This window comes from Bradyrhizobium niftali, from assembly GCF_004571025.1.
In the GTDB taxonomy this organism is placed as follows: Bacteria; Pseudomonadota; Alphaproteobacteria; order Rhizobiales; family Xanthobacteraceae; genus Bradyrhizobium; species Bradyrhizobium niftali.
This window is the reverse complement of the sequence record NZ_SPQT01000001.1, coordinates 89,985-111,422: the sequence shown is the minus strand read 5'-3', so window position 1 is coordinate 111,422 and position 21,438 is coordinate 89,985. Positions and strand designations below refer to the sequence as shown.

17 protein-coding genes are annotated in these 21,438 nt (G+C 65.2%); 6 read left to right on the top strand and 11 right to left on the bottom strand.

Translation table 11 applies throughout. The annotated features are described in order from the left end of the window. Positions 1-180: 180 nt before the first annotated feature. Genes E4K65_RS00505 through E4K65_RS00495 form a run of 3 tightly spaced genes read right to left on the bottom strand, consistent with a single transcriptional unit; the run spans position 181 to position 2,333 of the window. Positions 181-558, bottom strand: a complete 378-nt coding sequence (locus tag E4K65_RS00505; RefSeq protein ID WP_135172432.1) for a DUF6285 domain-containing protein — start codon at positions 556-558, stop codon at positions 181-183. A gap of 3 nt (positions 559-561) precedes the next feature. After that, positions 562-1,548, bottom strand: coding sequence for a phosphotransferase family protein (locus E4K65_RS00500; RefSeq protein WP_135172431.1), 987 nt, complete (start codon positions 1,546-1,548; stop codon positions 562-564). After that, entirely contained in the window at positions 1,545-2,333 is a 789-nt protein-coding gene (locus E4K65_RS00495; RefSeq protein ID WP_135172430.1) for an enoyl-CoA hydratase/isomerase, read from the bottom strand. The genes E4K65_RS00500 and E4K65_RS00495 overlap by 4 nt, the downstream gene beginning before the upstream one ends. A gap of 178 nt (positions 2,334-2,511) precedes the next feature. Here E4K65_RS00495 and E4K65_RS00490 point away from each other — a divergent pair, with 178 nt between their 5' ends. The 4 genes from E4K65_RS00490 (at position 2,512) to E4K65_RS00475 (ending at position 6,142) form a co-directional block, all read left to right on the top strand. Further along, positions 2,512-3,291 carry an SDR family NAD(P)-dependent oxidoreductase gene (locus E4K65_RS00490; protein WP_135172429.1) on the top strand — a complete coding sequence of 260 codons (780 nt, stop codon included), beginning with the start codon at positions 2,512-2,514 and terminating at the stop codon, positions 3,289-3,291. A gap of 117 nt (positions 3,292-3,408) precedes the next feature. Continuing rightward, complete coding sequence (locus E4K65_RS00485) at positions 3,409-3,789, top strand: VOC family protein (protein ID WP_135173172.1); 381 nt, start codon at positions 3,409-3,411, stop codon at positions 3,787-3,789. A gap of 283 nt (positions 3,790-4,072) precedes the next feature. After that, positions 4,073-5,350 (top strand): acyl-CoA dehydrogenase family protein, encoded by a 1,278-nt coding sequence (locus E4K65_RS00480; RefSeq protein WP_028172378.1) that lies wholly within the window; start codon positions 4,073-4,075, stop codon positions 5,348-5,350. Between the two features lie 174 nt (positions 5,351-5,524). Beyond that, complete coding sequence (locus E4K65_RS00475; protein WP_135172428.1) at positions 5,525-6,142, top strand: flavin reductase family protein; 618 nt, start codon at positions 5,525-5,527, stop codon at positions 6,140-6,142. Positions 6,143-6,230: 88 nt separating this feature from the next. Here the strand turns inward: E4K65_RS00475 and yghU are convergent, their stop codons facing one another. Both yghU and E4K65_RS00465 read right to left on the bottom strand, forming a co-directional pair. Continuing rightward, the gene (gene yghU, locus E4K65_RS00470; protein WP_135172427.1) at positions 6,231-7,106 is read right to left on the bottom strand and encodes a glutathione-dependent disulfide-bond oxidoreductase; all 876 of its coding nucleotides are present in this window, start codon (positions 7,104-7,106) and stop codon (positions 6,231-6,233) included. 114 nt (positions 7,107-7,220) lie between these two features. Continuing rightward, entirely contained in the window at positions 7,221-8,879 is a 1,659-nt protein-coding gene (locus tag E4K65_RS00465; protein ID WP_135172426.1) for a flavin-containing monooxygenase, read from the bottom strand. A gap of 271 nt (positions 8,880-9,150) precedes the next feature. Here E4K65_RS00465 and E4K65_RS00460 point away from each other — a divergent pair, with 271 nt between their 5' ends. Both E4K65_RS00460 and E4K65_RS00455 read left to right on the top strand, forming a co-directional pair. Continuing rightward, on the top strand, positions 9,151-10,284 hold the full coding sequence (locus E4K65_RS00460) for a nitronate monooxygenase (RefSeq protein ID WP_135172425.1): 1,134 nt from the start codon (positions 9,151-9,153) through the stop codon (positions 10,282-10,284). 116 nt (positions 10,285-10,400) lie between these two features. After that, positions 10,401-11,918: an acetyl-CoA acetyltransferase gene (locus E4K65_RS00455; RefSeq protein ID WP_135172424.1), complete on the top strand. Its 1,518-nt coding sequence runs from the start codon at positions 10,401-10,403 to the stop codon at positions 11,916-11,918. Positions 11,919-11,957: 39 nt separating this feature from the next. On the opposite strand, the gene E4K65_RS00450 is transcribed toward E4K65_RS00455, so the two are convergent. The 6 genes from E4K65_RS00450 to ltnD form a co-directional block, all read right to left on the bottom strand. Further along, complete coding sequence (locus E4K65_RS00450) at positions 11,958-13,160, bottom strand: efflux RND transporter periplasmic adaptor subunit (RefSeq protein WP_135172423.1); 1,203 nt, start codon at positions 13,158-13,160, stop codon at positions 11,958-11,960. After that, a complete protein-coding gene (locus E4K65_RS00445; RefSeq protein WP_135172422.1) occupies positions 13,147-16,326 on the bottom strand; it encodes an efflux RND transporter permease subunit in 3,180 nt (1,059 codons plus the stop codon). Before E4K65_RS00445 ends, E4K65_RS00450 begins: the two co-directional genes overlap by 14 nt. Before the next feature lie 215 nt (positions 16,327-16,541). Next, positions 16,542-18,233, bottom strand: coding sequence for a methyl-accepting chemotaxis protein (locus E4K65_RS00440; protein ID WP_135172421.1), 1,692 nt, complete (start codon positions 18,231-18,233; stop codon positions 16,542-16,544). 170 nt (positions 18,234-18,403) lie between these two features. Then, complete coding sequence (gene otnK / locus E4K65_RS00435) at positions 18,404-19,678, bottom strand: 3-oxo-tetronate kinase (protein ID WP_135172420.1); 1,275 nt, start codon at positions 19,676-19,678, stop codon at positions 18,404-18,406. Beyond that, entirely contained in the window at positions 19,675-20,457 is a 783-nt protein-coding gene (gene otnI, locus E4K65_RS00430; protein WP_135172419.1) for a 2-oxo-tetronate isomerase, read from the bottom strand. Before otnI ends, otnK begins: the two co-directional genes overlap by 4 nt. Positions 20,458-20,473: 16 nt before the next feature. Next, complete coding sequence (ltnD, locus tag E4K65_RS00425; RefSeq protein WP_135172418.1) at positions 20,474-21,391, bottom strand: L-threonate dehydrogenase; 918 nt, start codon at positions 21,389-21,391, stop codon at positions 20,474-20,476. Positions 21,392-21,438 lie beyond the last annotated feature (47 nt).

The following is a 21,438-nucleotide window of genomic DNA, read 5'->3' as shown; positions in this document are numbered from 1 at the left end:
TTGAATGGATTCCGGGCTCGTCGCTCCGCGACGCCCCGGAATGACGAGGAGAGTGTGGCGCGCGGATGCCTCAACGCCGTCATTGCGAGCGATGCGAAGCAATCCAGAATCTTTCCGCAGGAATACTCTGGATTGCTTCGTCGCAAGGGCTCCTCGCAATGACGGCGGATGTAGCACTGCCTACCCGTCTCGCGACAGCTCGCGCTTGTAGGACGCATAATTCGGCTGGTCCACCGCAAGCTTGTCCATCGTGGTCGCCCACAGGTGCTCGGCGAGGCCCGGCGTTGCGAGGTTGAGCTCGCCCCTGGCGATGCGATCGGCGAGCGTTCGGTTGAGGTCCGTCACCGAGCCGTCGATGCCAAGCAGTGCACGCAGCCGCTCCACCTCTTCCGCATCGCTCCCCTGCTCCTGCGTCAGTTGCCGCGTGACGAGGTCGAGGATGTTGATGGCGACGCGCAGCTTGAAGGCCTGATGGCCGGAGATCAGCGGCGTGATGTCGCTGCGGAGGAAATCGGCGACTGACTTGGTCAGCTCGACCGGGGTCGGTTCGTCCTGCATGCGTCAGCTCCCGCGCGGCGCCAAGAGCCGCAACAGATCGATTTCGGTCTCGGAGGCGCGGCGCCCGATCATGGCGCGCTCCATGGAATGGTCCGGGCCCTCGCGAAACCGCTGCATCATGCCGCCGCACATGATGCCCCAGCGCAGCGTGCCCATCACTTCCCAGAATTTCACGCGCGCCGGATCGACTTTTCGGCCCGCCGCCGCATAGCCTGCGAATAGCTCCTCGCGCGAGCCAAAGCCGCCGACCGGCTTGTCGATCTCGCCAAAGCGCCAGGAGTTGACGCAGACCCAGCCGAGATCCTCCATGGGATCGCCGAGATGGGCAAGCTCCCAGTCGAGCACGGCGCGGACGCCATCGGCACCGATGATGAGGTTGCCATTGCGGAAATCGCCATGCACCAGCGTCTCCTCGGCGGAGGGGCCGGGATCGTTGTCGCGCAGCCAGCGCAATGCCAGCTCGAACACGGGCTTGGGCCAGTTCAGGCTGCGATAGTCGCGCTCGAACTCGGCGATCTCCTTCGCCGCGGTCATGCGCCGCAATTCGGGCAGCTTGTCCAGCGGCAGCCTGTGCAAGCCCGCAAGCACGCCGCCGATCTGCCGCGCCAGATGCGGCCGCACTGCTGCGAACTCGTCGTCGCGCAAGATCTTGCGCGCGATGGTCTCGCCCTCGACCCGCTGCATGATGAAGCCGGTGCCGAGGTCGTCCACAGCCGTCAAGACATGCATCACGCGCGGCGACGGCACGCCGGCCTCATAGGCAAGCTGCATCAGTTGCGCTTCGGCGCCGAGCCCCGCCGCGCGCGTTGGAGCTGCGCCATAACCCTTCGGTGAGCGGCGCAGGATCGCGCCGATCGGTCCATCGGGATGGACGATGTCGAAGCGCCAGGTCTCCTGGCTGGCGCCGCCGGACAGCTTGGCCGCGCCGGTGACGCCGGTCGCCCCCTCGCACCAGCGCGCGACGCTGCGGGAGAGTTGCGCTTCGATCATTTGCCCTTGAACTGCGCCGGCCGCTTCTCCAGGAACGCGCCGACGCCTTCACGGAAGTCTTGCGTGTCGCCGGCGCGAAGCTGGCACTGGAATTCGAGATTGAGCTGATCCTCGAAGGAATTCTCCGGACTGTCCCAGTAGAGCTTGCGGATCAGCGACAGCGCAACTGTCGGGCCGCTGGCAAGCTCGCGCGCGAGCTTCATCGCCTCCTCCATCAGGACACCGTCATCGTAGACACGGTTGACGAGGCCCCATTCCAGCGCCTTCTCGGCCGGGAGCCGCTCGCCCATCAGCGACAATTCGATCGAGCGGGCCCGGCCGACGAGGCGCGGCAGCAGCCAGGTCGAGCCGCAATCCGGCACGAGGCCGATGCGGCGGAACGCTTGCAGGAAATAGGACGAGCGCGCGCACAGGATCATGTCGCCGAGCAGTGCGAAGCTCATGCCGGCGCCCGCCGCCGGGCCGTTGACCGCGGTGACAATAGGACAGTGCAGATTGCGGATGCGGCGCAGGAACGGGTGAAAGCCGATCTCCAGCGTCAGGCCGGCCTTGGTCTTCTTCGACTGGTTGTTGCGACCCTGAAGATTAGCGCCCGTGCAGAACGCCCGCCCCGCGCCGGTCAGCACGACGCAGCGCACCTCGTCCTTCTTCTCCTCGATCGCATCGAGCGCGTCGGCGAGGCCGCCCAGCATGTCCATGGAGACCGCGTTCATCACCTCCTGATGGTCGAGCTTGAGGATCGCAACCGAACCATCGAAATCGAGCGTGACGTGTTTGAACTGCATGGTTTCCTCGTCAGTTGCGGCCCGCGTTAGTTTCGCAGACCGGAATTACTTTTGCCGGGGCGTATATTTGATTTTTGGCGCGCTCTTGTCCATGGTGATCAGAGCATAGCAAGCAATCTTGCGCGCAGCGGCTGATGCGCGTCATGCCAGGAAGTCTTGCCAAAACGGAAAACGCGCCATGAACCTTTTCGACCTCTCCGGCCGCGTCGCCGTGATCACCGGCGGCAATGGCGGCATCGGGCTCGGCATCGCGCAGGCACTGGCCGGCCAGGGCTGCAACGTGTCGATCTGGGGCCGCAATCCTGACAAGAACAACAGCGCTGCCGCGAGCCTGGCGGGCCTTGCCGGCAAGGTGGATAGCCGCGTCTGCGACGTCACCGATCCGGCCTCGGTCGATGCCGCGATGAAGGCCACGCTCGACACCTTCGGCCGGGTCGACGGCTGCTTCGCCAATGCCGGCATCGGCGGCGGCGGCCGGCGCTCCTTCATCGAGCGCACCGAAGAGGAATGGCGCACGATGTTTGCGACTAACCTCGACGGCGTGTTCCACGCGTTCCAGGCGGCCGCCAGACACATGACCGACCGCGCCAATGCCGGCGATCCCTTCGGCCGGCTAGTGGCGACCTCGAGCCTCGCCTCGATCTTCGGCACCGCGCGCAACGAGCACTATGCCGCGACCAAGGCTGCCATCAACGCACTGGTGCGCGCGCTCGGCGTGGAGCTGGCGCGCCACGGCGTCACCGCAAACGCCATCCTGCCCGGCTGGATCAAGAGCGACATGACCGCGGGGCTCATGGCCAACGACAAGTTCGTCGCCAATGTGATGCCGCGCATTCCGCAGCGCCGCTTCGGCGAGCCCGGCGATTTCGGCGGCATCGCCGTGTATCTGATGAGCAAGGCCTCGTCCTATCACACCGCGGACACGTTCGTGATCGACGGCGGCTATACGGCGTTTTGATCTTTTACGTTCGTAGCCCGGATGGAGCGCAGCGCAATCCGGGATGACCAGAAGCAACAGACCCGGATCTCGCTGCGCTCCATCCGGGTTACAAATCGTAACGAGGGGACAGGGCAAATGTTTTCCCACATCATGATCGGCACCAACGACCTCGACAAGGCCAAGGCTTTCTACGACGGCCTGCTGAGCACGCTCGAGGTGCGGCCTGCACGGGTCGACGGCCACCGCATCTTCTACATCACCAAGACCGGCGTGTTCTCGGTGACGAAGCCGATCAACGGCGAGCCGGCGACCTGTGCGAACGGCGGCACCATCGGCTTTGCCGCCAACTCGCCCGAGCAGGTCGACAAGTGGCACGCCGTCGGCATCGCCGCCGGCGGAAAGCCGATCGAGAATCCGCCCGGCATCCGCGAGGGCGCGGGGAACAAGCTTTATCTCGCTTACTTGCGCGACCTCGACGGCAACAAGATCTGCGCGATGCATCGGATGCCGAACTGATTGCTCCAGGACGCTGTCATTCCCCGCGAAAGCGGGGAGTCCAGTACGCCGCAGCTTCTCGGTTCAATCACTGCCGTCTCGGAATACTGGATCGCCCGCCTGCGCGGGCGATGACGGCGGAGAGTGTGGCGGGCGTGCCCAGCGCGCCCGTTCAAACAACATTTCAAACGCCCTCGCGATATTCCATTGCGTGGCATGGCTCGCGAGAAAAATGCGTGCTCGCGCTTTGGCCGCGCTGCGACTATTCTTGCCGCCAGTACGCTTCAGTGAACCGGGAGGAACAATGACAAAACACACCTACATACCCCGCACCACCAACTACACGCTCAACCCCGGCGACGAGCTCAACGACCTCAGGATGTCGGACCAGGTCCGGCCGCTGTACGATCACGTCAGGAAGTTCATTCGCGACACCGTCGAGCCGATGTCGATCGAGTTCGCCAAGGCCGGCGAGAGCAAGGAAGACCGCTGGAGCTTCACGCCGAAGCAGCTCGAGGTGCTCGAGGTCGCCAAGAACAAGGCCAAGAAGGAAGGCCTCTGGAACTTCTTCCTGCCCGATGACGAGACCGGCCAGGGCCTGAAGAACCTCGACTATGCCTATATCGCTTCCGAGCTCGGCAAGAGCCCGCTGGCCTCCGAGACCATGAACTGCTCCGCGCCCGACACCGGCAACATGGAGGTGCTGGAGCGCGTCGGCACCAAGGAGCAGAAGGAGAAGTGGCTGAAGCCGCTGCTCAACGGCGAGATCCGCTCCGCCTATGTCATGACCGAGCCGAACGTCGCCTCCTCCGACGCCAAGAACATCTCGACGACGGCAAAGCTCGTCGGCGACGAATGGGTCATCAACGGCGAGAAATATTACATCTCCGGCCTCGGCGATCCCCGCTGCAAGATCCTCATCGTGATGGTGAAGACCAATCCGGACGCCGCGCCGAGCAAGCAGCAGTCGCAGATCCTGGTGCCGCGCGACACGCCCGGCGTCGAGGTGCTCGGCCCCATGTACGTGTTCGGCCAGGACCACGCCCCGCGCGGCCACATGCACATGCGCTTCAACAACGTGCGCGTGCCGAAGGAGAACATGCTGCTCGGCGAGGGCCGGGGCTTCGAGATCTCGCAGCTGCGCCTCGGACCCGGGCGCATCCATCATTGCATGCGCACCATCGGCAAGGCCGAGAAGGCGCTCGACCTGATGGTGCAGCGTGGCCTCACCCGCGAAGCCTTCGGCAAGAAGATCGCTCATCTCGGCGGCAACATGCAGATCATCGCGCAGGCGCGCTGCGAGATCGAGGCGATGCGGCTGATGGTGCTGAAGGCGGCGAAGGCCATGGACGTGCTCGGCAACAAGGAAGCCCGCGTCTGGGTCTCCATGGTCAAGGCCATGGTGCCCGAGCGCGCCTGCAAGATCATCGACCAGGCCATCCAGATGCACGGCGCCACCGGGATCTCGCACTGGACCCCGCTCGCCGAGATGTACCAGGACGTGCGCCACCTGCGCTTTGCCGACGGTCCGGACGAGGTGCACTGGATGGTCGTCGGCCGGCACGAGCTGAGCATGGCGTGAACTCTATCCCTCCCCCTCTCCCCGTACTTACGGGGAGAGGGCTGGGGTGAGCGGCTGCTTCCACAATTGCGGTGACAGACGGACTCGCGGTGAGTCCCCCTCACCCGCCGCGCTCGACGCGCGTCGGCCTCTCCCCGCAAGCGGGGAGAGGCGAAGACCTCGCAAGGAGCATCCATGGACTACGCCGCCAGCGACCTCACGCCACGCGAGCGCTACAAGGTGCTGACGTCCTTCATCCTGCCTCGGCCGATCGCGTGGGTGACCTCGATCGGGCCGACCGGCGTGGTCAACGCCGCGCCGTTCAGCTTCTTCAACGCATTCTGCGAGGATCCGCCGCTCTGCATGTTCGCGGCGAACCGCAAGCCGAACGGACAGGACAAGGACACGTTCCTCAACATTCAGCGAACCGGTGAATTCGTGGTCAACATTGCCGACGAGCCGCTGGCGCGGGCGATGCATGAGTCCAGCGGCGACTTTCCGCCCGAGACCGGCGAGCCCGATTATCTCGGCCTGAAGCTCGCACCCTCGACGAGGATCGCGGTGCCGCGGCTCGCCGACACGCCCTGGGCGATGGAATGCAAGCTCTGGAAACTGATCGACGTCAACGACGATCGCCGGCTGATCATGGGCGAAGGCATCCACTTCCACATCCGCGACGAACTCTGGGACGACAAGACGATGCGGGTCCACATGGACCGCTACCACCCGATCGGCCGCATGTTCGCCGACCGCTACTGCCGCACCGACGACCGCGTGGTGTTTCCGGCAGCGGAGGGGGCGAAGAAATCGTAGGGCGGATTAGCGCAAGCGTAATCCACCGAATTCTTGCAACGAGATGGTGGATTACGCCTTCGGCTAATCCACCCTACGCACTACGCATCTACGTCGCCGGCGCGAGCTTGTCCTGCGTCTTGGTTTCGAAATCGCCGGCGTCGTGGCGCTCGTGGAGCTGGCTGGCGGGATCGCCGGAGACACGGTTGACCATGCGGCCGCGCTTCACGGCCGGACGCTTGGCGATCTCGTCGGTCCAGCGCTGCACGTTCTTGTAGTCCTGCACGGCGAGGAATTCGCCGGCGCCGTAGACCAGCCCCTTGGCGAGCGCGCCGTACCAGGGCCACACCGCGATGTCGGCAATGGTGTACTCGTTGCCAGCGAGATACTCGTTGTCGGCGAGGCGCCGGTCGAGCACGTCGAGCTGACGCTTGGTCTCCATCGCGAAACGGTCGATGGCGTATTCGATCTTGGTCGGCGCGTAGGCGTAGAAATGGCCGAAGCCGCCGCCAAGATACGGCGCGCTGCCCATCTGCCAGAACAGCCAGGACATCGCTTCGGTGCGGGTCTTGACGTCCTTCGGCAGGAAGGCGCCGAACTTCTCGGCGAGATAGAACAGGATCGAGCCGGACTCGAACACCCTGACAGGCTCAGGGCCGGAGCGGTCCATCAGCGCCGGGATCTTCGAGTTCGGGTTGATGTCGACGAAGCCGCTGCCGAACTGGTCGCCATTGCCGATCCTGATCAGCCAGGCATCGTATTCGGCGCCGTTGTGGCCGAGCGCCAGAAGCTCCTCCAGCATCACCGTGACCTTCACCCCGTTCGGCGTCGCCAGCGAATAGAGCTGGAGCGGATGGCGGCCGACCGGCAGGTCCTTGTCGTGGGTGGGGCCGGCGATCGGGCGGTTGATGCTGGCGAACTGCCCGCCATTCTCCTTGTTCCAGGTCCAGACTTTGGGCGGCACGTAGGCGGGGGCGTCGGTCATGCGGGGGCTCCGGCGGAAAGATGCGTCTGCATTAATTAGCCCGCGAACGGCCGATGGCAAGCCCTGCCGGCTCTGCGTCCGGCGCGGGCCTCATGCCGGTGTCATGCATCCGGCCTAACCCGTCACCACCCTGCGCGGCTGCTCCGCCCGTGTCATCACGAACCCCTCATACCCCTTCGCGGCGACCTCGTCGCAGATCCGCCGGTAGATCCCGACGCCGCCGATATAGGGCATGAAGATCCGCGGCTTGCCGGGGATGTTGGCGCCCATGTACCAGGAATTGGCCTGCGGATAGAGCGTGCCATGGGCAATTTCGTTGACGTGCGCGACCCACTTGTCCTCCGCTTCTCCCCCCGCCTCCATCGTGGCAAGGCCTTGCTGGCGCATGTGGACGAGGCAGTCGGCGATCCAGTCGACATGCTGCTCGATCGAGACGATCATGTTCGACAGCACCGACGGGCTGCCGGGCCCGGTGATGATGAAGAGATTGGGAAAGCCTGCGCTCATCAGGCCGAGATAGGTCTTGGGGCCCTCGGCCCATTTCTGGTTCAGCGTCCGCCCGCCGCGACCGCGAATGTCGATCCTGGCGACCGATCCGGTCATGGCGTCGAAGCCGGTTGCGAGCACCAGCGCATCGACCTCATGATCCGTCCCCGCGACACGGACGGCGTTCGCGGTGATCTCCTCGATCGGATTGGTCTTGATATCGACCAGCGAGACGTTCGGCCGGTTGAAGGTCGCGAAGTAGTCCGTATCGATGCAGATGCGCTTGGTGCCGATCGGATGGCTGTTCGGCTGAAGCAATTTCGCAGTCGTGGCGTCCTTGACGATCTCGGTGATCTTGCTGCGCACGTAGTTGGCGGCGGTGTCATTCGCGGCCAGATCCAGGCCGAGATTGTTGTAGGCGGACATGAAGGTGAGCCCGCCACGATCCCAACGCGCCTTGTATTTGGCACGCCTGGCATCCTCGCTGTCGTCGAGGGCGCCGCGATCGGGCTGCTCGGCATGGATGCCGTTACGCGCGATCTCGCGGGCGAAGCGGCGGATCTCCGGATAGTTATTCCGGAACGCATTGCGTTCCTCGTCGGTCAACGCGGCATTGCGGGCGGGAATCGAGAAATTCGCGGTGCGCTGGAAGACGGTGAGATGCCTTGCCTGCTCGGCAATGATGGGGGCCGACTGGATGCCGGATGAACCGGTGCCGATGAGGCCAACCCGCAAGCCGGCGAAATCCACGGGTTCGTGCGGCCAGTTGCCGGTGTGATAGACGGGACCCTTGAAGTTGTCGAGACCCTGGATGTCGGGCTTGCGCGCGTTGGACAGGCAGCCGGTGGCGAGCACGACAAACTTCGCTTCGACCATTTTTCCGTCGGAAATCTTCACCGACCAAGCATTGGCCTGCTCATCGAAGACGGCGCGCTCGACGCGGGTGTCGAACTGGATGTCGCGGCGCAGATCAAAACGATCCGCGACATGGTTGGCGTATTTCAGGATCTCTGCCTGCGGCGCGTAGCGCTCGCTCCAGTCCCATTCCTGCTGGAGCTCCTCCGAGAACGAATAGGAATACTGCATGCTCTCGACATCGCAGCGCGCGCCCGGATAGCGATTCCAGTACCAGGTGCCGCCGACCCCGCCGCCCTGCTCGTAAACGCGCGCCGAGAAGCCAAGTCCGCGCAGCCGATGCAGCATGTACATGCCGGCAAAGCCGGCGCCGACGACGACCACGTCGTAGGCTTCTCTGGCCTGGGCCGGACTCGATTGCGCTGGCGACATCGGTGGGCGCTCCCTCGTTGTTTTCTGTTGTTGTGCGCCAGCATTCTCTCTGGTCGGCCAAAGCGCAAGAGGCTCATTCGCGGCCGCAGCTCTGCTTATTTTGCGCGACGGAATGGCTCCGCGCGCGGCGTGGCGCCTATACACAAGATGTGCGGCGAAATCCGGCTTGGCATCGCCGGCGACGATGGGTTAGCGTCGGACGGCCTTCGCCAATGACAACAAGAACGCAAAGCGACAACAGCAACGCGACGGCCGCCGCCGGGAGAGAGCCATGAAATCGCCGATCTGCGACATGCTGGGCATCGAGTTCCCGCTGCTCGCCTTCAGCCATTGCCGCGACGTCGTCGCCGCCGTCAGCCGCGCCGGCGGCTTCGGCGTGTTGGGCGCCACCGTGCATACGCCTGATACGCTCGAACGCGAGCTGAAATGGATCGACGACCACGTCGACGGCAAGCCCTACGGCATCGACGTGCTGATCCCCGAGAACATCTCGACGGCGGGGGAGAAGGACGTCACCTGGAAGAGCCTGGAGGCGCGCGTGCCGCAAGAGCATCGCAACTACACGCGCGACCTCCTGAAGAAGTACGACATCGAGCTGACGACCACCGAAGTGGCCGACAACCAGCCGCAGCCGTTCGACGGGAAGACGGCGCTTCAGCTGCTCGAGGTCTCGTTCAATCATCCGATCCGGCTGATCGCCAATGCGCTCGGCGTGCCGCCGAAAGCGATGATCGAGATGGGCAAGAAGCACGGCGTGCCGGTCGCAGCTCTCGTCGGCGCCAAGGAGCACGCGCTGCGCCAGGTCGCGGCCGGCGTCGACATCCTCGTGGTCCAGGGCACCGAGGCCGGCGGCCATTGCGGCGAGGTGTCGACCATGGTTCTGGTGCCGGAGGTGATCAAGGCGATCAAGCCGATCCGCGACGTGCCGGTGCTGGCGGCCGGCGGCATCATGACGGGACGGCAGATGGCGGCCTGCATGGCGATGGGCGCAGCCGGCGCCTGGACCGGCTCGGTGTGGCTCGCAACCGTCGAGGCCGAGACCACGGAAATCTTCCGCGAAAAGATGATCGCCGCGTCGTCGCGTGACGCGGTGCGCTCGAAGGGACGCACCGGCAAGCCGGCGCGGCAGCTTCGCTCGGTGTGGACCGATGCCTGGGACCGCGCGCCGGAAAGCCCCGGTGCGCTGCCGATGCCGCTGCAAAGCATCGTCAGCCGCGATGCCTTCAACGCGATCGACCGCGCGGCGGCGGCCGGCAACGCCAAGGCGCGCGATCTCGTCAGCTACTTTGTCGGTCAAGGCGTCGGCCTGATTGACAGCGTGAAATCGGCGGGCGCCGTGGTGCAGGAGTTCAAGGAAGAGTTTGCCGAGGCCGTCGAGCACATGAATACGCTGGTGGCGGAGTAGCATCCACACCGTCATTGCGAGCGTAGCGAAGCAATCCAGACTGCCGCCGCGGAAAGATTCTGGATTGCTTCGCTTCGCTCGCAATGACGAAGCAACTGATATCGTGAATTGAGGCCATGACCGACAATACCAACAGTCCCGAAGACCGCATCGCCGTCATCGTCGGCATCGGCGAGATCGTCGACCGTCCCAAGGAGATCACCGCTGGCCTCGAGCCGCTGGAGCTGCTCGAACAGGCGCTACGGCGTGCCGAGCAGGATGCCGGGGCAAAGCTGCTGGGCGAAGTGCAATCGCTCGACATCGTCAACTTCCTGAGCTGGCGCTACCGCGATCCGGAGAAGCTGCTGGCGCAGCGGCTCGGCATCGCGCCTTCGCATTGCTATTACGGCCCGGTCGGCGGCGAGAGCCCGATCCGCTACATCCACGAGGCGGCAAAGCGCATCGCGCGCGGGGAATGCAGCGTCGCCGCGGTCTGCGGCGCCGAAGCGCAGTCGACGGCGACGAAGGCCGAGCGCGCAGGCGCAAAGCTGCCATGGACGCCGTTCGCGCACGATGTCGAGGAGCCGAAACGCGGCGCGGCGTTCCAGAAACCGCTGGCGGTGAAGCTCGGCGTGTTCCGGCCCGTCACGGTCTATCCGTTCTACGAGGCGGCCTCCTCCGCGCATTGGGGCCAGACGCCGCGCGAGGCGATGGCGGAGTCGGGGACGCTGTGGTCGCGCTATTCGGAAGCCGCCGCGCAAAATCCACATGCCTGGCTGAAGCGACGCTATACGCCGGACGAGATCACGACGCCGACCGCGGACAACCGTCTCATCGCCTGGCCCTACAACAAGCTCATGGTGGCCAACCCCAGCGTCAACATGGGCGGCGCACTGCTGCTCACCAGCCTTGCCAAAGCGCGCGCGGCCGGCATCGCCGAGGACAGACTGGTCTATCCGCTCGGCGGCGCCTCGGCGGAAGAGCCGCGCGACTATCTCCTGCGCGATCAGTTCTACGAGAGCCATCCGCAGAATGCGGTGCTGAAAGCCGCGATGGACCTCGCAGGCGGCGACGGCAAAAAGTTCGACGCGATCGAGCTCTATAGCTGCTTCCCCTGCGTGCCCAAGATGGCGCGGCGGACACTGGGCCTTTCCGCCGACGTGCAGCCGACCGTGACCGGCGGCCTCACCTTCTTCGGCGCGCCACTCAACACCTACATGACGCATGCGGCCTGCGCGATGGTGCGGCGCCTGCGCGATGGCGCCGGGCTCGGCCTGCTCTACGGCCAGGGCGGCTTCGTCACCAAGCATCATGCGCTGGTGGTTTCGAAGGCGCCTCCGCGCGAGGCGCTGGCGCAGGAGACGAGCGTGCAAGGAGAGGCCGACCGCAACAAGCGCGCGGTGCCGGACTTCGTCGCGGAGGCCTCAGGCAAGGGCAAGGTCGAGAGCTTTACGGTGCTCTATGGCCGCGGCGGCGATGTCGAGCACGGTGTCATCATGCTGCGCACGGAAGATGGCCGCCGCACGCTGGCGCGGATACCGGCGGGTGATACGGCAACGCTGGCGCATCTGCTCGATATGGACAGGACGCCGGTCGGCTCGCTTGGCGAGATCGCGATGGCCGACGATGGCGTTCCGGAGTGGCGGGTCGGCTAATCTCCCTCTCCCGGCAAGCGGGGCGAGGTGAAGAAATACCTAGCCCTTCGGCGCCTGCTTTTCCGACGCGGTGGCCGGCTTGCCCTTGGCGCCGGCGCCGACGACGCGGACCTGATCGCCGTCGGACAGGCCGTCCGGCGGGGCGGTGATGACGCGGTCATCGGCTGCGATGCCTGAGGCGAGCTCGATCTCGCGGCCGAGATCGCGGGCGATGGTCACGGACTTGAACAGCACCTTGTCGTCCGCACCGACGGTCGCGACACGCAGGCCGCTGCCGTTGAAGATCAGCGCGCTGGCGGGAATGCTGAGCGGCGCGGAGTCGCGCTGCAGGCTCAGCTTCACGCTGGCATAGCCGCCGGGCATCAGCTCGCCTGAGGAATTGTCCAGGCCAAGCTGCATGCGCGTGGTACCCGAGGCGACGTCGACGGCCTGCGAAGACGCTTCCACCGTCGCCTGGAAGGTCCGGTTCGGATACTCCGGCAGCGCGATGGTGGCCTTGGCGCCGATCTTGATCGCCGGCACGTAATTCTGGGGTACGTTGACATAGACGCGCAGCTTGGTGATGTCCGAGACCACGAACATCGCCGGGCCCGAGCCGCCGCCGGCATTGATCAGTGCACCGACGTCGGTATCGCGCGCGGTGACGACGCCGTCGAACGGCACGGTGATCTTCTTGTAGCCGGCCAGCGCTTCCAGCCGCTCGACATTGGCCTGCCCCGAATGCACCGCGGCGTTCTTGTTGGAAAGATCGGCGGTGCGCTCGTCGATTTCCTGCGCGGAGACGAAGTTGGAGGCGACCAGCGTCTTGCGGCGGTTCAGCGTTGCCTCGGACAGCCTGGCGCTGGCCTGCTGGCTGGCGAGGTCGGCGCGGGCCTGCAACAGCTGCTGGTCGAGGTCGGGCGCCTCGATCTCGGCAATCACCTGCCCGGCCTTGACGCGGGCGCCGATATCGGCGCTCCAGCTCTTCAGGTAACCCGACACGCGCGCGAAGATCGGGGCACGGTAGTAAGCTTCCAATCGGCCCGGCAGATCGAGGGTGGCGTTGAGCACCTTGGCGTTGGGCTGGGCCACCGCGACGCTGGGAACGGCCTGATCGTCGGTCCACTCCTTCAGCCTGGAGCCCTGCTCCTCGCGCGCACGGATGCCGGTGCCGACGACGAGGCCTGCCGCAATCAGCGCCACCACGCCGAAGATGCCCAGTTTCCGGTGCGACACCGGCGAGCGGGATTCAGTGGGCGACATGCGGAGTCTCCAAAGGGGCGGCGGCTTTGGCGCCTTGTTTCTTGTGTACCATACTGAACACCACGGGAACAAACATCAGCGTGGCAAAGGTTGCAAAGATCAGGCCGCCGATGACGGCGCGGCCGAGCGGCGCATTCTGCTCGCCGCCCTCGCCGAGCCCCAGGGCCATCGGCGCCATGCCGATGATCATGGCAAGCGCAGTCATCAGGACGGGACGGAACCGGACGAAGCCGGCCTCGAGCGCGGCCGCAACGGGATCGCCAAGTTCCTCGTAGCGCTCGCGCGCAAAGGAGATCACGAGCACGCTGTTGGCGGTGGCAACGCCCATGCACATGATCGCGCCGGTGAGCGCCGGGACCGACAGTGTCGTCTCCGTCATGAACAGCATCCAGACGATGCCGGCGAGCGCGGCCGGCAGCGCCGTGATGATCACGAACGGATCGGACCAGGACTGGAAGTTCACGACGATTAGGAAGTAGATCAGCACGACCGCACCCAGCAGGCCGAACAGCAGGCCGGTGAAGGCGCTGTTCATGGTCTGCACCTGCCCGAGCAGCACGACGGAAGATCCCTTCGGCACCTCCTTCGCGGTATCGGCGATCACCTGGCGGATGTCGGCGGCGACCGCGCCGAGATCGCGGCCCGAGGTCGTGGCGAAGATCTGCACCATCGACTGGATGTCGTATTGCGACACCACCGCGCTCGACGTCGAGCGCTTGATGTCGGCGATGCCGCCGAGGATCGGCGATTGCGAATTGCTGGCGGCGGTGATCGGCAGCGTCTGCAGCGCGCTGAGCGAGTCGATCTGGTATTGCGGCGTCTGCATCACAATCGAGTAGGACACGCCGTTATCCGGATTGAGGTAATAGGTCGGCGCCACCTGTGAGGAACCGGCGAGGTTCACCACGAGACTGTTGGTGACGTCGCGCTCGGTCAGGCCGACATATTGCGCACGGGTGCGGTCGACATCGATATTGAAGGTCGGGTTGTTCGGCGATTGCTGAATGCGCGCATCGGCAACGCCGGGAATCTTGCGGACCTTGGCCAGCAGATTGTTGGCGTAAGCGAAGTTGGCGCTGACATTGGCGCCCCGGATCTGAAGGTCGATCGGCGCGGGCGCGCCGAAGTTCAGGATCTGGCTGACGATATCGGCCGGCAGGAACGCGAAGCTGACGCCGGGAAACAGCCGCGGCAGCTGCTCGCGCAACACGCGCACATGCTCCTCGGTCGGCTTGTGGCCTTCCTTCAGCTTGATCTGGATGTCGCCGTCCTGCGGACCGATGACGCCGGTGTTGTTGTAGGTCATGTTGATACCGGAGATCGGCATGCCGATGTTGTCGGTCAGGGTCTCGATCTCGCCCGGGATCAGCTTGCGGATCGCCTTCTGGACATCGGCGAGCTGGTTCGCGGTCTCCTCGACGCGGGTGCCGACCTGGGTTCGGACGTGCATCAGGATGTTGCCGGCATCGACCGCGGGGAAGAAGTTGCGCCCGAGGAACGGCACCAGCGCAAAGGACGCACCGACGACGCAGAGGAAGCCGATCACGAACACCGCGCGATGCGCCAGCGCCATGCCGAGCAGGCCGCGATAGAAGCCGCGGATGCGCTCGAACCGCGCCTCGAAGCCGCGCTGGAACCAGACGAGCGGATTGCGCGACTTCGGCGGTTCGCCCTCGTGATGGACATGGGCCTGCAAGAGGTAATTCGCCATGGTCGGCACCAGCGTGCGCGACAGGATGAACGACCAGATCATGGCGAACATCACGGCTTCGGCCATCGGCACGAACAGAAAGCGCGCGACACCGGTGAGGAAGAACATCGGCACGAACACGATACAGATGCAGAGCAGCGAGACGAAGGCCGGCGTGACGATCTGGTTGGCGCCGTCGAGGATCGACTGCTCGACCGGCTTGCCCTGCTCCAGATGGTAGTTGATGTTCTCGATGGTCACGGTGGCGTCGTCGACGAGGATGCCGACGGCGAGCGCGAGACCGCCGAGCGTCATGATGTTCAGCGTCTCCCCGATCGCCGACAGCATGATGATGGCGCCCAGCACCGACAGCGGGATCGAGACCGCGATGATGATGGTCGAGCGCCAGCTGCCAAGGAACAGCAGGATCATGACGCTGGTGAGCAGCGCCGCGATCACGCCCTCGAAGGCGACGCCTTGAATCGCGCCGCGAACGAACACCGACTGGTCGCCGATGAAGCCGATCTTCAACGCGTCCGGAAGCTGGTCCTTGACCTCGATCACCTTCTGCTTGATGCCGGCGATGATATCGAGCGTCGAGGTCGCGCCCGCCTTCAGCACCATCATCAGCACCGAGCGGTTGCCGTCGACATGGACGATGTTGGTCTGCGGCGGATTGCCGTCGCGGACGGTCGCGACATCGCGCACATAGACCATCGCGCCGTTGACGGTCTTGATCGGCAGATTGCCGAGCTCGTCGATCTTCAGCGGCGAGTTGTTGAGCTGGATGTTGTACTCGAAGGTGCCGATCTTCTGGGTGCCGACCGGCGTGATCAGGTTCTGCGCGGCCAGCGCATTGGCGACGTCCTGGCCGGACAGGCCGCGAGCCTGGAGCGCGGTCGGGTCGAGATCGATCTGGACCTGGCGCTGCTTGCCGCCGAATGGATACGGGATCGCGGCCCCCGGCACCGTGACCAGCGGCGTGCGGAGCTGGTTGATACCGATGTCGGCGAGGTTCTGCTCGGTCAGCCCGTCGCCCGACAGCGCCACCTGGATGATCGGCACGGTCGAGGCCGAGTAGTTCAGGATCAAGGGCGGCGTCGCGCCCGGCGGCATCTGCTTGAGCAACGTCTGCGAGATCGCCGTGACCTGCGCATTGGCGGTTCGGATGTCGACGTTCGGCTGGAAGAAGATCTTGATGATGCCAAAGCCGTTATAGGAATTGGCCGTGATGTGCTCGATGTCGTTGACCGTCGTCGTCAGCGCGCGCTGGAACGGCGTCGTGATGCGGCCGGACATCTGGTCGGGCGGCAGGCCGGTGTACTGCCAGACCACGCCGATCACGGGAATGCGGATGTCCGGGAAGATGTCGGTCGGCGTCCGCAGCGCTGCCAGCGGTCCGATGATCAGGAGCAGGAGCGCGAGCACGACAAACGTATAGGGTCGGCTCAGGGCAATACGGACCAGAGCAATCATGCGCCAGGCAATTCCAGGTCAAGCAGGGATACGGAATCCGCCCCGACGGGGATCCTCTTTCCCGTTTACCTGAGCACCGCCGACAGCGCCAATGCCAAGCGACAGCGCGCTCTTCACTTCCGTGCTACCGCGCTGCGGAATAAGCATCGCAGCTATGCGAAGATGAAAGCAGCACGGCGCCGTCCCGGCGAAGGCCGGGACGACATTGGGGAGGCTTACGCAGCGCGGACGTTGGTCAGGAACTTGCTGACCTCGGTCTTGAGCCGGCTCGAGTCGTTCGACAGCATCTGCGCGGCCGACAGCACCTGCGAGGAGGCGGTGCCGGTCTCGGTCGCACCGCGCTGAACATCGGCGATGTTGGAGGAGACCTGCTGGGTGCCCTGCGCCGCCTGCTGCACGTTGCGGGCGATCTCCTGTGTCGCCGCGCCCTGCTCTTCCACGGCCGCCGCGATTGCCGACGATATCTCCGACAGACGCTCGATGGTCGAGGAGATCTCCTTGATCGCTCCGACCGAATCGTTGGTCGCCGCCTGGATGCCGGAGATCTGCTGGCCGATTTCGCCGGTCGCTTTCGCGGTCTGCTCGGCGAGCGCCTTCACCTCGGAGGCGACCACGGCGAAGCCGCGGCCGGCTTCGCCCGCGCGCGCCGCCTCGATGGTGGCGTTCAGCGCCAGCAGGTTGGTCTGGCCCGCGATGGTGTTGATCAGCTCGACGACGTCGCCGATGCGGGAAGCCGCCTTGGAGAGCTCGCTGACGCGTTCGGTTGTGGCACGGGCCTGGCCAACGGCGTCGCCGGCCATCCGCGCCGATTCCTGCACCTGGCGGCTGATCTCGCCGACCGAGGAGGCCATCTCCTCCGTCGCCGAAGCCACCGACTGCACGTTGGTCGAGGCTTCTTCCGAAGCTCCTGCAACGGTGGTCGCGAGCCGCTGGGAGCGGTCGGCGGTCGAGGTCAGCGTCGAGGCGGAAGCTTCGAGCTGGGTCGAGGCCGATGACACGGTCTGGACGATCTCGCCGATCATCGTTTCGAATTCGTGGGTGATGTCGTCGACGCGGCGGCCGCGCTCGATCTTGGCTTCGGCGTCGGCCGAAGCGGCTTCGTCGGCAGCCTTCTTGGCAATCAGCGCTTCCTTGAAGACCTGGAGCACGTCGGCCATGGCACCGATCTCGGTCTTCTGGCCGCGATGCGGGACTTCGGCGGAGAGGTCGCCCTTGCCCAGCGCCTGCATCGGCTCGACGATCGAGGCGATGCCGCTGGAGACGTCGTGGACGAGATAGAAGCCGACGCCGATGCCTGTCAGGACCGCAGCGCCCAGGATGATCGAGACCAGCATGAACGCGAAGGAATAGCTGCTGTCCGCGTCCCGGGCGGCCTGGTCGCCGCCCTTGGTGTTGAGATCGATGTCCTTGCGCAGGACTTCGTCGGACTGGATGCCGATCTTGTTGGCGGTCTTGACGTTCAGCTCATGCGACTCGTGCGGGACCTTGCCGACTTCCTTGCGCGACAATGCAAAGACCTCGTCGGCGCTCTTCTTGTAGTCGTCCCACAGCTTGGACCATTCGGTGTAGAGCGCCCGCTCCTCCGGCGAGGTGATCATGGTCTCGTAGGTCTGGCGAGCCTTGGCCATGGTCTCGCTGGTTGTGACCGCAGTCTTTTCCATTGCGAGCTTTTCGTCCAGGGTCTCGGCCAGCATGTGCTCGCGGACCACGCTGCGATAGGTGATGACGCTGGCCCGGAGCTCGCCCAGCACCCGCACGCTGGGCATCCAGCTCGTGGTGATGTCGGTGGTGTTCGCGTTCATCGACCGCATCTTCGTGACCGCGAGCAGGCCCATGCCGGTCATCGCGACCAGCAGGAACGCCACGACACTGATGATCTTGGCGCGGATGGAAATCTTGGCGAACATAATCGGGTCTCTTTATGCTGGCGCGGGCGCGCGTCCGGGAGGTCTAAAGGATCAACCAAAGGGAGCGACGCCGACATCAGACAACAGAGCGACTGAGCAGATGTTAACTACGACTCCGTACGAGTACGGAGCCTGAAAGAGATGAACAGGCAGCTAAGAACGCTCTGCTCTCAGCGCATGAGCCCAAGCGCATCCGAGAAAAACTCCGGGCCACCGAAATTGCCGGACTTCAGCGCGAGCAGCATCTCGCCCCCGGCGCCGACCGCGCGCAGCACAGGAACGCCCGCAGCGATCTCCACCCCGACGAGAAATCCGGGAATCTTCAACCGATCGACCACGGCGCCGGACGTCTCGCCGCCGGCAACGACCAATCGCCGCACGCCTGATTTCACGAGGTTTTCGGCGATGTCGGCCATCGCCTGCTCGATGGCATGTCCGGCCGCGTCACGGCCGTGACGTGCCTGAAGCGCTGAGACCTGATCCGGTGTCGAGCTCGATGCGATCAGCACCGGACCCTCGGCCAGTCGCGGCCTTGCCCAGTCCAGCGCACGCTGTGCTTCGTCCGCTCCTGTAAGAATACGGTCGGGATCGAGATGAAACACCGGCATGACCTGTTCAGCGCTGGCGATCTGCTTGAGCGTGGCCTGTGAGCAGCTGCCGGCAAGACACGCCGCCGGTCCACCAACGGCAGCTCCGGATTCGCTGCCTGCCGCGGCTGATTTGACCTTGCCGGTCGACACCAGGGCACGCGCGAGCCCGAGGCCGATGCCGGAGGCGCCGACCGAAAGTCGATGATCGGCGGCCACGAGGCCGATGGTTTCGAGATCGCGATCGAAGACGGCGTCGATGATCGCAGCGCCAATGCCCTTGCCCGCGAGTTCGGCCAGCCGTGCCCGTACGGCATCGGCGCCGCGCGTGACGGTCGCGAGATCGACGAGGCCGATTTGTGTCCTGCTCTGGCGCGCCAGCACACGCACCAGGCTGGAATCGTGCATCGGGTTGAGCGGATGGTCCTTGAGCGGGCTCTCGTTCAGCGGCACCGCGCCGACGAACAGGTTGCCCTGGTAGACGGTGCGGCCGGTCTCCGGGAAGGCCGGCGTCACCAGAACGATGCCCTCGCCGCAATCGTCGCGCAACGCGTCCATCACCGGGCCGATATTGCCGGCGTCGGTGGAATCGAAGGTCGAGCAGATCTTGAACAGCACATGGCTCGCGCCGCGGCCGCGCAGCCATGTCTCCGCCGCGCGCGAGCGCGATACAGCAAGGCCTGCTTCGATCGAGCGGCTCTTCAAGGACACCACGACAGCGTCGACCTCGGGCAGCGCCAGATCATCGGCAGGTATGCCGATGGTCTGCACGGTGCGCAGGCCCGCACGCGTCAGCGTGTTGGCAAGATCGGAGGCGCCGGTATAGTCGTCGGCGATGCAACCCAGTGCAAGAGTCACGGCTTCACTCCCGCATAGGGCTTGAACCAGGCAAGGCCGTCGGTGGTCTTGCCGCGCGGATTGTATTCGCAGCCGACGAAGCCGGTATAGCCGAGCCGGTCGAGCTCTTCGAACAGGAAGGGATAGTTCAGTTCCTCTCCGTCTGGCTCGTTGCGCGAGGGGATGCTGGCGATCTGGATGTGGCCGATGATCGGCATCATCTCGCGCAGCCGCATGGTGACGTCGCCATGGATGATCTGGCAGTGATAGATGTCGAACTGGAGCTTCAGGTTCGGAAGCCGCAACTCCTGGATCAGGTCGCGCGCGAAGCCGAAATCGTTGAGGAAGTAGCCGGGCACGTTGCGGGCATTGATCGGCTCGAGCACGATGTCGATGCCGTGCGGTGCAAAGAACTCCGCCGCCCACGCCACCGACTTGTAGAACGCCTCGATCGCGACGCGCTCGCCGCGGTTGGCAAGGCCGGCCATCAGGTGCAGGCGCTTGACACCGGTGGCCTTGGCGTAAGGCAGCGCGGTCTCGAGGCTCGCCTTGAGATCGGCGAAGCGCGCCGGGAGCGCGGCGAACCCCTTCTCGCCCGCATTCCAGTCGCCGGGCGGCAGATTGAACAGGGCCTGGGTCAGACCGTTGCGTTTGAGCCGCTCGCCGACCGCCTCGGCCGGATGCTCGTAAGGAAAGAGAAACTCGACGGCGGTGAAGCCGGCCTGCGCGGCGGCATCGAAGCGATCGAGGAATGGCACCTCGTTGAACATCATCGAGAGATTGGCGGCAAAACGGGGCATTGGAATCCTCTTGTCCTTACTTGTCGCCGGGAAGCTTCACGCCGGTGACCTGCGCATACATGCGCGCGACCGAGGCGTCGTCATCGCGGCCCATGCCGGCGGCAGCCGTCATCAAGAACATCTGGAGCGCGGCCGCGGAGACCGGCACCGGGAATCTGGCGCTGCGCGCCATGTCCTGGATGATGCCGAGGTCCTTGACGAAGATCTCGACCGCGCTGCGCGGCGTATAGTCGCCGTCGAGCACATGCGGCATGCGGTTCTCGAACATCCAGGAATTGCCGGCAGAGGCCGTGATCACCTCATAGACCTTGCGGATGTCGAGGCCCTGCTTGGCCGCAAACGCCATCGCTTCGCTGGCGGCGGCGATGTGCACGCCGGCCAGCAACTGGTTGATCATCTTGAAGGCGGCGCCCTGGCCGGCGGCATCGCCAAGCTCGTAGAGCTTTGCGGCCATGGCGTCGAGCGCCGGCCGCGCCTTTGCGAAGGCAGCCGGGCTGCCCGAGGCGAGGATCGTCAGTTCGCCTTGCGCGGCACGCTGCGCTCCGCCGGAGATCGGCGCATCCAGATAATGCCGGCCGGTCGCCTCCAGTTGCTTGGCCAGGCGCCGCGCGACGTCGGGATCCATCGTGGCCGACGACAGGAAGACGCTGTCCTTCTGCATGGTTTCGGCGACGCCGTCCTTGCCGAACAGGATCGTCTCGGTCTGCGCTGCATTGACGACGACGCTGACGACGATGTCGGCGTCCCTGGCGGCCTCGGCCGGCGTCCTGGCGCCCGCGCCGCCGTCCTTCACGAAGCGCGCCACGGCATCGGCCGAGACATCGCAGCCGGTGACGGCGTGACCGGCGCGCTTCAGCGAGGTCGCCATGCCAAAGCCCATCGAGCCGAGCCCGATGACGGCGATACGCTGATTTTGTGACGTGGAGGCGGACATGCAACTGCCCCTTGCGAAACGTTTCCCGGACGGCCGGCCCTTGCGGC